Raw genomic sequence first — 13,037 nt, 5'->3', positions numbered from 1 at the left:
AATTGATTAAGTCTTCGATCGATTAGTATTCGTCAGCTCCACGTGTCGCCACGCTTCCACCTCGAACCTATTAACCTCGTCATCTTCGAGGGATCTTATAACCGAAGTTGGGAAATCTCATCTTGAGGGGGGCTTCATGCTTAGATGCTTTCAGCACTTATCCCGTCCATACATAGCTACCCAGCTATGCCGTTGGCACGACAACTGGTACACCAGAGGTATGTCCATCCCGGTCCTCTCGTACTAAGGACAGCTCCTCTCAAATTTCCTACGCCCACGACGGATAGGGACCGAACTGTCTCACGACGTTCTGAACCCAGCTCGCGTACCGCTTTAATGGGCGAACAGCCCAACCCTTGGGACCGACTACAGCCCCAGGATGCGATGAGCCGACATCGAGGTGCCAAACCTCCCCGTCGATGTGAACTCTTGGGGGAGATAAGCCTGTTATCCCCGGGGTAGCTTTTATCCGTTGAGCGATGGCCCTTCCATGCGGAACCACCGGATCACTAAGTCCGTCTTTCGACCCTGCTCGACTTGTAGGTCTCGCAGTCAAGCTCCCTTATGCCTTTACACTCTGTGAATGATTTCCAACCATTCTGAGGGAACCTTTGAGCGCCTCCGTTACCTTTTAGGAGGCGACCGCCCCAGTCAAACTGCCCGCCTGACACTGTCTCCCACCACGATAAGTGGTGCGGGTTAGAAAGCCAACACAGCTAGGGTAGTATCCCACCAACGCCTCCACGTAAGCTAGCGCTCACGTTTCAATGGCTCCTACCTATCCTGTACAAGCTGTGCCGAATTTCAATATCAGGCTACAGTAAAGCTCCACGGGGTCTTTCCGTCCTGTCGCGGGTAACCTGCATCTTCACAGGTACTATGATTTCACCGAGTCTCTCGTTGAGACAGTGCCCAAATCGTTACGCCTTTCGTGCGGGTCGGAACTTACCCGACAAGGAATTTCGCTACCTTAGGACCGTTATAGTTACGGCCGCCGTTTACTGGGGCTTCGATTCGTAGCTTCGCAGAAGCTAACCACTCCTCTTAACCTTCCAGCACCGGGCAGGCGTCAGCCCCTATACATCACCTTACGGTTTAGCAGAGACCTGTGTTTTTGATAAACAGTCGCTTGGGCCTATTCACTGCGGCTCTTCTGGGCGTGAACCCTAAAGAGCACCCCTTCTCCCGAAGTTACGGGGTCATTTTGCCGAGTTCCTTAACGAGAGTTCGCTCGCTCACCTTAGAATTCTCATCTTGACTACCTGTGTCGGTTTGCGGTACGGGCACCTGTTATCTATCTAGAGGCTTTTCTCGGCAGTGTGAAATCAACGACTCGAGGAAACAATTTCCTCTCCCCATCACAGCTCAGCCTTACGAGTGCCGGATTTGCCTAACACTCAGCCTTACTGCTTGGACGTGCACTCCAACAGCACGCTTCGCCTATCCTACTGCGTCCCCCCATCGATTAAAACGATACTAGGTGGTACAGGAATATCAACCTGTTATCCATCGCCTACGCCTGTCGGCCTCAGCTTAGGACCCGACTAACCCAGAGCGGACGAGCCTTCCTCTGGAAACCTTAGTCAATCGGTGGACGGGATTCTCACCCGTCTTTCGCTACTCACACCGGCATTCTCACTTCTAAGCGCTCCACATGTCCTTGCGATCATGCTTCAACGCCCTTAGAACGCTCTCCTACCATTGTCCTACGGACAATCCACAGCTTCGGTAATATGTTTAGCCCCGGTACATTTTCGGCGCAGTGTCACTCGACTAGTGAGCTATTACGCACTCTTTAAATGATGGCTGCTTCTAAGCCAACATCCTAGTTGTCTGGGCAACGCCACATCCTTTTCCACTTAACATATATTTTGGGACCTTAGCTGGTGGTCTGGGCTGTTTCCCTTTCGAACACGGACCTTATCACCCATGTTCTGACTCCCAAGTTAAATTGATTGGCATTCGGAGTTTGTCTGAATTCGGTAACCCGAGAGGGGCCCCTCGTCCAAACAGTGCTCTACCTCCAATAATCATCACTTGAGGCTAGCCCTAAAGCTATTTCGGAGAGAACCAGCTATCTCCAAGTTCGATTGGAATTTCTCCGCTACCCTCAGTTCATCCGCTCACTTTTCAACGTAAGTCGGTTCGGTCCTCCATTCAGTGTTACCTGAACTTCAACCTGACCAAGGGTAGATCACCTGGTTTCGGGTCTACGACCAAATACTCAACGCCCTATTCAGACTCGCTTTCGCTACGGCTCCACATTTGCTGCTTAACCTTGCATCAGATCGTAACTCGCCGGTTCATTCTACAAAAGGCACGCCATCACCCATTAACGGGCTCTGACTACTTGTAAGCACACGGTTTCAAGTTCTCTTTCACTCCCCTTCCGGGGTACTTTTCACCTTTCCCTCACGGTACTGGTTCACTATCGGTCACTAGAGAGTATTTAGCCTTAGGAGATGGTCCTCCTAGATTCCGACGGAATTTCACGTGCTCCGTCGTACTCAGGATCCACTCAAGAGAGAATATGTTTTCGACTACAGGATTTTTACCTTCTTTGATTCATCTTTCCAGATGATTCGTCTAACATGTTCTTTTGTAACTCCGTATAGAGTGTCCTACAACCCCAACAAGCAAGCTTGTTGGTTTGGGCTCTTCCCGTTTCGCTCGCCGCTACTCAGGGAATCGATTTTTCTTTCTCTTCCTCCGGGTACTAAGATGTTTCAGTTCTCCGGGTCTGCCTTCTGACATGCTATGAATTCACATGTCGATAACATGACATCACTCATGTTGGGTTCCCCCATTCGGAAATCTCTGGATCAACGCTTACTTACAGCTACCCAAAGCATATCGTCGTTAGTAACGTCCTTCTTCGGCTTCTAGTGCCAAGGCATCCACCGTGCGCCCTTAATAACTTAATCTTTAAGATATGTTATTAATCTGTGAGTGTTCTTTCGAACACTAGCGATTATTTTATGAATTCAAGCTTATTTAAAACTCTATTCACTCGGTTTTGCTTGGTAAAATCTAATTTACTTACTTATCTAGTTTTCAATGTACAATATATCATGGTGGAGACTAGCGGGATCGAACCGCTGACCTCCTGCGTGCAAAGCAGGCGCTCTCCCAGCTGAGCTAAGCCCCCGTATCAATATTAAATTAATGGTGGGCCTAAGTGGACTCGAACCACCGACCTCACGCTTATCAGGCGTGCGCTCTAACCAGCTGAGCTATAGGCCCATTATTAAAAAGAATGTCATAAACATTCAAAACTGAATACAATATGTCACGTTATTCCTTTCATCTTCGTAGAAGATGTTCCGAATATATCCTTAGAAAGGAGGTGATCCAGCCGCACCTTCCGATACGGCTACCTTGTTACGACTTCACCCCAATCATTTGTCCCACCTTCGACGGCTAGCTCCAAAAGGTTACTCCACCGGCTTCGGGTGTTACAAACTCTCGTGGTGTGACGGGCGGTGTGTACAAGACCCGGGAACGTATTCACCGTGGCATGCTGATCCACGATTACTAGCGATTCCAGCTTCATGTAGTCGAGTTGCAGACTACAATCCGAACTGAGAACAACTTTATGGGATTTGCTTGACCTCGCGGTTTCGCCACCCTTTGTATTGTCCATTGTAGCACGTGTGTAGCCCAAATCATAAGGGGCATGATGATTTGACGTCATCCCCACCTTCCTCCGGTTTGTCACCGGCAGTCAACTTAGAGTGCCCAACTTAATGATGGCAACTAAGCTTAAGGGTTGCGCTCGTTGCGGGACTTAACCCAACATCTCACGACACGAGCTGACGACAACCATGCACCACCTGTCACTCTGTCCCCCGAAGGGGAAAACTCTATCTCTAGAGGGGTCAGAGGATGTCAAGATTTGGTAAGGTTCTTCGCGTTGCTTCGAATTAAACCACATGCTCCACCGCTTGTGCGGGTCCCCGTCAATTCCTTTGAGTTTCAACCTTGCGGTCGTACTCCCCAGGCGGAGTGCTTAATGCGTTAGCTGCAGCACTAAGGGGCGGAAACCCCCTAACACTTAGCACTCATCGTTTACGGCGTGGACTACCAGGGTATCTAATCCTGTTTGATCCCCACGCTTTCGCACATCAGCGTCAGTTACAGACCAGAAAGTCGCCTTCGCCACTGGTGTTCCTCCATATCTCTGCGCATTTCACCGCTACACATGGAATTCCACTTTCCTCTTCTGCACTCAAGTTTTCCAGTTTCCAATGACCCTCCACGGTTGAGCCGTGGACTTTCACATCAGACTTAAAAAACCGCCTACGCGCGCTTTACGCCCAATAATTCCGGATAACGCTTGCCACCTACGTATTACCGCGGCTGCTGGCACGTAGTTAGCCGTGGCTTTCTGATTAGGTACCGTCAAGACGTGCATAGTTACTTACACATTTGTTCTTCCCTAATAACAGAGTTTTACGATCCGAAGACCTTCATCACTCACGCGGCGTTGCTCCGTCAGGCTTTCGCCCATTGCGGAAGATTCCCTACTGCTGCCTCCCGTAGGAGTCTGGACCGTGTCTCAGTTCCAGTGTGGCCGATCACCCTCTCAGGTCGGCTACGCATCGTTGCCTTGGTAAGCCGTTACCTTACCAACTAGCTAATGCGGCGCGGATCCATCTATAAGTGACAGCAAGACCGTCTTTCACTGTTGAACCATGCGGTTCAACATGTTATCCGGTATTAGCTCCGGTTTCCCGAAGTTATCCCAGTCTTATAGGTAGGTTATCCACGTGTTACTCACCCGTCCGCCGCTAACGTCAGAGGAGCAAGCTCCTCGTCTGTTCGCTCGACTTGCATGTATTAGGCACGCCGCCAGCGTTCATCCTGAGCCAGGATCAAACTCTCCATAAAAAATTATGATGTTTGATTAGCTCATAAATACTAAATAGTTTGTAACTCTCGTTACTGTTTGTTTGAAATTAACGTTGACATATTGTCATTCAGTTTTCAATGTTCATTTAACACTTACAATACATTATTGTATCTAAATCAATTTAATAAGTCAAGAATAAATTCTTTCGTTTATTTCTTGTTTCTTGTTAATTAATTCAACAAATAATATCTTATAATGTTTCGTTTAAAAGTTCAATAGTCAAAATTACACTTTATTAACATTAACTTTAAGGTTTTTACTTAAAGTTTTCAATTAATTAATCTGTTTTTGACGACTTTTATATAGTATCAAGTAATAAGACTATCGTCAATCAATTTATTAGAGTTTTTAAGGTTAAATTTACCTTATCAGTGAATTAATTTCTTCATTAAGAACAATTAGACTTTATAGTGTAATTAGCTTTTTCTACGCACCCATTTATCCATTTATCATCTGTTTCTAATTTGCCTCACAATTACATGAGTTCATACAGAAAAATAGGCAACCTCTCAAGAGAAGTTGCCTAGTTCATTAGTCTAAAGTTTTTAGTTATTATCTTTTTCTTTACATTCTTTGCATGTGCCGTAAATTTCCATTCGATGATGTGTAATATCGAAGTCAGTAACATGTTGTGCTAAGTGTTCAACTTCATCAAGTTGAGGATAATGGAAGTCTACGATTTTACCACATTTTTCGCATATAACGTGATAATGATTATGTGTATTGAAATCAAATCTACTTGATGCGTCACCATATGTGAGTTCCTTAACTATGCCAATATCTTTAAATACTCTTAGATTATTATAGATAGTTGCTACACTTATATTAGGAAAATCAGGTGAAAGTGCTTGGTAAATCTCATCCGCAGTTGGATGTGAATGTGAAGAAATGAGATAACGTATAATTGCTTGTCTTTGTGGTGTAATACGTATGCCTGCTTTTCTTAAAGACGCAATTGATTCTTCAAGTTCATGTTCAATTGACTCTAAATCCGCACTCATTGAATTCACCATCTTTCTAATTAATAATTATTATTACTTAATATTAATATAACTGTTCGTAATAATGAATGTCAATAAGTACGTATTGTTTTCAGTCAATAGCCTTTATTTAAGTCCACCCTATTCTCAATTACATCATTCTTATTGAGAAAATGCTTTAAATTCTTCTCAAAAATTGCTGTAACATCTCGATTAATATGCTTATCATTACCTGTGATATGAGCTGTAATTGTTACATTATTTAAATCATATAATGGATTATCGCTTGCGAGCGGTTCATTTTCAAATACATCTAAATAGGCATGTCTAATGATTTGATTTCTTAAAACATCTATTAATAGTAATTCATCGACGACAGTACCTCGTCCTATATTAATAAACAATGCATCGTCTCTCATTTGTTCAAAATGGTGTTTCTGAAGCAAGTGTATTGTTTCATTCGTTTCAGGTAAAGAATTAACAATAATATTTGCTTCTCCAATCACTTTATCAATTTCTTCTATAGTATATGTTTCGTCAAAGTGATCTTTCATATGACCTGATTTACTGACTCCGACAATTTTCATTCCAAACGCTTTGGCCAAATACGCAGTTTTTTGCGCAATAGCACCAGTGCCTAAAAATAAAAGTGTTTCACCGTTCACCCTATGACCTGTCAATTTAGAGTCAAATCGATGTGCCAATTGATTCTCATATGAAGTTCGCATTTTTTTATAATCATCTAAAATAAATGCAATAATATACTCTGATAGTTGTTTAGCTTGTACGCCTCTCCCGTTTGTAACGATAATTCCTCTTTCATTAATATAGTCTAATGGAAGGTTATTTACTCCTGTAGCATACCAAGCAATCCATTTTAAATTTTTACATTCTTCTATGAATGCTTTATCTATACTTCCATCATACCCAATGAGTATATCTAATGTTTCCCTATCTTCAGTTGGAATGGTTTCCGCTTTTTTATAAAACTTAAACTCCTCATTAGGAAACTTTTTAATAAGTTCATCTTCTAAATCTTTCAATCTAATCAGGCTTACGATTTTCACTTAAATCACCCCAGGATATTTTTTAATTCCTCTATCTGAGTTTTGACTTTAACTTTTTCAATAACATCCATAATATATCCATTTTCATCAATCACAAACGTCGTTCTAACAATACCCATGCTTTCTTTGCCGAAAGATTTCTTTAATTGGTAAACACCTACTTCATTTGCCAACTTATAATCTTCGTCGACTAATAAGTCGAAGTTAAGTTGATGCTTTTCGATAAAGTTTTGATGTTTCTTTTTAGAATCTCCGTTAATTCCATAAACATCTACGTCAAGTTCATTAAAATCTGATAAATGGTCTCTAAAGTCACATGCTTCAGTTGTACATGTCGGTGTATTGTCTCTTGGATAGAAATATAAGATTGCTTTACGCCCTTTTAATGTTTCATTAGTAATTACCTCTCCATTTTGATTTTCTAATGAAAATGAAGGAAATTGTTCGCCTTTATTTAACATATGCTCACCTATTTCTTAATAATGTTGATTTTATGATACGATATTAGATGAAAATATTAAATTAAAAGAGGTTGATAGATATGAATTTTACTGAAAGCGAACGTCTTCAGGAACTATCTAATGAATATATATTAGGTGGCGTTAATTCACCTTCACGTTCTTATAAGGCAGTTGGTGGCGGCGCTCCAGTTATGATGAAAGAAGGTCATGGTGCTTATTTATATGATGTAGATGGCAATAAATTTATTGATTATCTTCAAGCATATGGACCAATCATTACTGGTCATGCACATCCACATATTACTGAGGCAATTCAGGATCAAGCTGCTAAAGGTGTTCTATATGGCACGCCTACTGAACTTGAAATTGATTTCTCTAAAAAGTTAAGAGAAGCTATTCCCTCACTAGAGAAAATACGTTTCGTCAATTCAGGTACTGAAGCAGTGATGACAACGATCAGAGTTGCTCGTGCCTATACTAAGAGAAATAAAATTATTAAGTTTGCCGGATCTTATCATGGTCATTCTGATTTAGTTCTTGTTGCTGCTGGAAGTGGTCCTTCTCAATTAGGTTCTCCAGACTCAGCAGGTGTCCCTCAAAGCGTTGCTCAAGAGGTAATTACTGTACCTTTCAATGATATCGAATCATACAGAGAAGCAATCGATTATTGGGGAGATGAAATTGCGGCTGTACTTGTTGAACCGATTGTTGGTAACTTTGGTATGGTTATGCCTCAGCCAGGATTTTTAGAAGAAGTGAATAAAATCTCACATGATAATGGTACATTAGTAATTTACGATGAAGTGATTACAGCATTCCGTTTCCATTATGGTGCTGCCCAAGATTTATTAGGTGTTAAACCTGACTTAACTGCATTCGGTAAAATCGTTGGAGGTGGCTTACCTATTGGTGGTTACGGCGGTCGCCAAGATATTATGGAACATGTTGCGCCATTAGGACCTGCGTATCAAGCTGGAACGATGGCTGGAAATCCATTATCTATGAGAGCAGGTATTGCTTTATTAGAAGTATTAGAACAAGACGGTGTCTATGAAAAATTAGATCAATTAGGTCGACGCCTCGAAGAAGGATTACTTAAATTAATCGAAAAACACAATATTACAGCCACAATTAATAGAATATATGGCTCACTGACATTGTACTTCACAGATGAAAAAATTACGCATTATGAACAAGTTGAAAATTCAGATGGCGAAGCCTTTGCTAAGTTCTTCAAATTAATGTTACATCAAGGTATTAATTTAGCACCTTCAAAATTTGAAGCTTGGTTCTTAACTACAGAACACACAGAAGAAGACATTGATCAAACACTCGAAGCAGCTGATTATGCATTTAGCCAAATGAAAAATTAATCACCCTTCTTAAAAATAATCTTATTGGCCAGAACAAAAACTTTATTGAGGATAGATAAACTTAATATTGATGGCGACACGCCTGCAGGAATAGCATGTGTCTTGAGACTACTTGTAAGTCAGTTGATTTTTAAAAGACAGGCTACGCAGTAGCTGATTGATATTGAGCTCATAAAATGGCTCAACATCTAATCATCCTTGCGGGGGTGATAATACGAATTCTTAAATTCTAGAATTCTGTATCACTCCCAAGCCATGCCCGCGGCAAGGGAGCTAAACAATACGAAGTGTTTATAATCATAGTCTTAGATTCAAACCTCTGCTCAATCCGGGCAGAGGTCTTTTTTGTATCACAAAATTTTCAAAAAGAATGTGCAAAGATCATTTGTATTAACTTGAAAATTTTAGCATCTCGGTGTATAACAATAATGAATGAGAATATATAATTATATAATTCAAAATTAAATCGAAGGAGCGTTATATTTGAGACTAGGAGCTCGGATTTTCAAAACTGGTATAGCCATCATATTAGCTATGTCTATCGCTTCTTTACTTCCGGCAAATATTGGTCTGAAAGCACTCGCTGGTGTCAGTGCAGTTGTAGCGATGCAACCCAGTGTTTATCGCTCTATTAAAACTGTTTCAGAACAAGCCATAGGTAATATTATTGGTGCCATACTTGCCGTGACCATGGTAACTATTTTTAGTAATAACTTCATCATAATGGGTGTTACGGTTATCTTATTAATCGCAATTCTATTCAAATTTAACCTAGCCCACGTTGCTACCCTAGCAAGTGTGACTGCTCTAGTAATTATGGGGCAACACACTGGTTCTTTCTATGTAGCGGCATTCTTTAGATTCGCTCTCGTAATGATAGGTGTACTAAGTTCCTCAATTGTCAATTTAGTATTTCTACCTCCAAAATTTGAAACCAAAATTTATTACAACTCAATGAATATTTCATCTGATATCTTTGTGTGGTTTAAACTTGTGCTTAATGATACTTCAGAATTTCATAATATTAAGCAAGACTGTTCACAACTTAACTCACGTATCACTAAATTAGAGCAAATCTATGATTATTATAATGAAGAGAAACCTTTAACTAAGAAGCATATCTATCAACAGAATAGAAAGAAGATACTATTTAAAGAAGTAGTAAGAACGACTAGACAAGCCTATGAAGTATTAAATCGTATGTCACGTTTTCAAAATGACTTACATCAACTTAACAATCAATTATTATTACAAATTAAACTTGAATTGGATTCGTTAGTTGCAGTTCATGAACAAATTTATAAAAGTCTATCTAAAAAGGCAAAATATGATGTTACACAGCTAGATTACGAAGTAGATAATCCACAAAAGAAAAACTTGATGGATGCCTTCCAACAAGAATTAATTAACAATCCTCATCAAACTCGTTATTCCTATGGTAATATGATGCAGATTATTGCAGCAATCGAGGAATACAGATATCACCTTGAACATTTAGATAGAATTCGATTAAGTTTCTTCACCTATCATCGTTCAGATTCAGACATTGATATTTCCGACGAAGATTTTGATTTGTAACATATGTCAAAACCACCTTTATTCTAAAAATCAACCATAGAATAAAGGTGGTTTTGTTTATAAATAATTATATTAGCGTTAAAGTTGCATCATTCTCATTATAAATTTTGGATGCTGTATAGATGTTCGTAAGCACCTTTTTTCGCAATTAATTCTTGATGTGTACCCGTTTCCACGATTTGTCCATTTTCCATAACAACAATCTTATCAGCATGTGTAATCGTAGATAGACGATGTGCCACAATTAAGGTTGTTCTATCTTTACTTAATACATCAAGTGCTTCCTGAATGATGGCTTCACTTTCTAAATCAAGTGCACTCGTTGCTTCGTCTAAGATTAGTATAGGCGGATTATTTAAGAAGATTCTAGCAATAGAAAGACGTTGTTTCTGACCGCCGGAAAGTTTCACACCTCGTTCTCCAACTTCAGTGTCGTAACCTTCTGGTAAATTAATAATAAAGTCGTGCGCATTTGCCATCTTAGCCGCTTCGACGATTTCTTCTTCTGTCGCGTCAGGTCGACCTAGCAAGATGTTTTCTCTCACTGTATCTGAAAATAAAATATTGTCTTGTTGTACGAGCCCTATCTGATTTCTTAAACTGCCAGTTAAGAAGTCTTTAACGTTATTTCCATCAATATTTATTTCTCCAGCAGTTACATCATAAAATCTAGGTATTAAACTAATGAGTGTCGATTTACCGCCACCACTCATACCAACAAAGGCCACTGTTTCACCTTTATTAATTGTAAGGTTAATGTCATGTAACACTTCTGATTCATTTTCATTATACTTAAATCTCACATGATTCAAATCAATTTGACCTTTTTTAATTTCGATAGGTTGTGCACCGATGCCATTCTTAATATCATAATCTTCGTCCATCAATTGGAATACCCTATCCATTGAGGCGAAACTTTGAGTCAATGTCGTAAATGATGATACAAGTCTTCTTAATGGTCCAAAAAGTTGTTCCAAGTAGCCTACGAAAGCTGCTAGAGTACCAACAGTAATAGAGCCATTAATCACTAAATAAGCGCCAACACCAATGACAATGATTGGCCCTAAGTCTGTAACAGTATTAATTGCTGCAAAGGAATATGCATTCCATCGTGTGTGCTGGAAAGCACGCTTTAAGAAGTGACCATTTCGATGATCGAAGTTTTTCGCTTCATTATCTTCAATTGCAAAACTTTTTATCACAGACATACCCTGAACACGTTCATGTAAGAATCCTTGAACTTCTGCTAGCGCTTGTGAACGTACGCGAGTTAATTGTCTTAATCTTCCAAAGAAGAAATAGACCGTTAAAATATAGAATGGGAAGATGAATATCGCTGCAATTGTCAATTTCACATCCAAGAAGAACATGATTGATAGAGCGATAATAATTGTTACACAATCTAACCAAATGTTCATTAATCCTGTAAGGATGAAGTCTTTCGTTTGTTCTACATCATTAATGACACGAGAAATGACTTGTCCCACTTGATTATTAGCATAAAAACGTGCACTTAATGCCTGTAGATGATTATATAATTGTTTACGAATATCATATAAAATTTTGTTACTTGTCCATTGAGCTAAATATTGTCTTATATACTCAATAGGTGGTCGAACAATTAAAAATATAAATAGCGCTATGCCAATCGCCACACCGAGATGACTGAATTTCTCACTATTTGAAAGTGAGTGATTATTAATCACGCCGTCAATCGCATATTTAATAAGCAATGGAATTAACATAGGTATACCGAATTTGATAATACCCACGATAATTGTTGCTATAATACGATATCTATACGGTTGAACGAATTTTAAATATCGTTTAATCATGCGTATTTACCCCCTGTGATGCACGCAGATTTTATTTATCAAAAATGAACAGAGGTTGAACACATTTCAATCGCTTACCTCTATTTGTAAGCCACGTCATGATAATGTTTCAACCTCTGATATAAAATACTATACAAGCTTATATTACGATGTTAAGTCATTCTTTATAATGGTGGAATAGTCTCATTGCAAGATTGTAATACATTTAAATCATGAATACGATTTATTGTTTAACACCTTTAACAATATAAAGCATTGCTCCATGTATTACATCTATTTTGCTTAATAATCTCTAATCTTTTTATAACGTTCTTTCCATACTTTAATAAAATCTGGCGCAAATGGCCCCTTCTTCTGTTCTATCCATTGTTGTAAGATATCAACATTTCTTCTTAAAATCACATCAATATCATGAGGATAGTTCATTTGATTCATATGTTGTTCATACTCATCTTCATCTAATAAATGATACTTACCGTTTGGATAAACTTTAATATCCAAATCATAATCAATATATTTAAGTGCCTCTTCATCGCACACGAAAGGTGATGATAAATTGCAATAATAATAAATGCCGTCTTCCCTAAACATGCAGATAACATTAAACCAATACTCTGAATGGAAGTATACAATTGCCGGCTCTCTAGTAATCCATGTACGCCCGTCACTCTCAGTCACTAACGTGTGATCATTTCCACCTATAATCACATGGTCAGTACCCTTTAAGATTGTTGTTTCCGACCACACACGATGAATGTTTCCATCATGTTTGTAACTTTGAATCTTAATTGATTCTCCTTCTTTCGGTATGGATTCCTTAACCATACTCCA

The 13,037-nt window shown here is 39.5% G+C and carries 7 protein-coding genes, 2 tRNA genes and 2 rRNA genes; 2 read left to right on the top strand and 9 right to left on the bottom strand.

What is annotated here, in order from left to right; all coding sequences use genetic code 11:
* Positions 1 to 2: 2 nt before the first annotated feature.
* From JMUB898_RS05150 to bcp, 7 genes are all read right to left on the bottom strand, one after another.
* Positions 3 to 2,924, bottom strand: a 23S ribosomal RNA gene (locus tag JMUB898_RS05150).
* A gap of 148 nt (positions 2,925 to 3,072) precedes the next feature.
* Positions 3,073 to 3,148: transfer RNA gene (locus JMUB898_RS05145), tRNA-Ala, on the bottom strand.
* An 18-nt stretch (positions 3,149 to 3,166) separates the two neighbouring features.
* Positions 3,167 to 3,243, bottom strand: a tRNA-Ile gene (locus JMUB898_RS05140).
* Positions 3,244 to 3,339: 96 nt separating this feature from the next.
* Positions 3,340 to 4,890, bottom strand: a 16S ribosomal RNA gene (locus JMUB898_RS05135).
* The 16S and 23S rRNA genes sit together here with 2 tRNA genes alongside, the layout of an rRNA operon.
* A gap of 567 nt (positions 4,891 to 5,457) precedes the next feature.
* Positions 5,458 to 5,913, bottom strand: a complete 456-nt coding sequence (perR, locus tag JMUB898_RS05130) for a peroxide-responsive transcriptional repressor PerR (protein WP_037541849.1) — start codon at positions 5,911 to 5,913, stop codon at positions 5,458 to 5,460.
* A 95-nt stretch (positions 5,914 to 6,008) separates the two neighbouring features.
* Positions 6,009 to 6,959 carry a phosphoglycerate dehydrogenase gene (locus JMUB898_RS05125; protein ID WP_002445514.1) on the bottom strand — a complete coding sequence of 317 codons (951 nt, stop codon included), beginning with the start codon at positions 6,957 to 6,959 and terminating at the stop codon, positions 6,009 to 6,011.
* A gap of 5 nt (positions 6,960 to 6,964) precedes the next feature.
* A complete protein-coding gene (bcp, locus tag JMUB898_RS05120; protein ID WP_002445512.1) occupies positions 6,965 to 7,420 on the bottom strand; it encodes a thioredoxin-dependent thiol peroxidase in 456 nt (151 codons plus the stop codon).
* An 80-nt stretch (positions 7,421 to 7,500) separates the two neighbouring features.
* On the opposite strand from bcp, the gene JMUB898_RS05115 reads away from it, so the two are divergent.
* Positions 7,501 to 8,793: a glutamate-1-semialdehyde 2,1-aminomutase gene (locus tag JMUB898_RS05115; protein ID WP_002445510.1), complete on the top strand. Its 1,293-nt coding sequence runs from the start codon at positions 7,501 to 7,503 to the stop codon at positions 8,791 to 8,793.
* A gap of 483 nt (positions 8,794 to 9,276) precedes the next feature.
* Complete coding sequence (locus JMUB898_RS05110) at positions 9,277 to 10,371, top strand: FUSC family protein (RefSeq protein ID WP_002445508.1); 1,095 nt, start codon at positions 9,277 to 9,279, stop codon at positions 10,369 to 10,371.
* A gap of 98 nt (positions 10,372 to 10,469) precedes the next feature.
* Here JMUB898_RS05110 and JMUB898_RS05105 read toward each other — a convergent pair whose 3' ends face one another.
* Both JMUB898_RS05105 and ntdP read right to left on the bottom strand, forming a co-directional pair.
* Positions 10,470 to 12,206, bottom strand: a complete 1,737-nt coding sequence (locus JMUB898_RS05105) for an ABC transporter ATP-binding protein (protein ID WP_002445506.1) — start codon at positions 12,204 to 12,206, stop codon at positions 10,470 to 10,472.
* Between the two features lie 282 nt (positions 12,207 to 12,488).
* Complete coding sequence (ntdP, locus tag JMUB898_RS05100; RefSeq protein ID WP_002445505.1) at positions 12,489 to 13,031, bottom strand: nucleoside tri-diphosphate phosphatase; 543 nt, start codon at positions 13,029 to 13,031, stop codon at positions 12,489 to 12,491.
* Positions 13,032 to 13,037: the final 6 nt, after the last annotated feature.

This window comes from Staphylococcus caprae (assembly GCF_003966625.1).
Taxonomy (GTDB): domain Bacteria; phylum Bacillota; class Bacilli; order Staphylococcales; family Staphylococcaceae; genus Staphylococcus; species Staphylococcus caprae.
The sequence above is the reverse complement of the archived record's forward strand: the minus strand, read 5'-3'. Positions and strand labels throughout refer to the sequence as shown.

Excerpts from the sequence above, each read along its gene's own strand:
- perR (WP_037541849.1), bottom strand. The coding sequence starts at position 5,913 with ATGAGTGCGGATTTAGAGTCAATTGAACATGAACTTGAAGAATCAATT.
- bcp (WP_002445512.1), bottom strand. The coding sequence starts at position 7,420 with ATGTTAAATAAAGGCGAACAATTTCCTTCATTTTCATTAGAAAATCAA.
- JMUB898_RS05115 (WP_002445510.1), top strand. The coding sequence starts at position 7,501 with ATGAATTTTACTGAAAGCGAACGTCTTCAGGAACTATCTAATGAATAT.
- JMUB898_RS05105 (WP_002445506.1), bottom strand. The coding sequence starts at position 12,206 with ATGATTAAACGATATTTAAAATTCGTTCAACCGTATAGATATCGTATT.
- ntdP (WP_002445505.1), bottom strand. The coding sequence starts at position 13,031 with ATGGTTAAGGAATCCATACCGAAAGAAGGAGAATCAATTAAGATTCAA.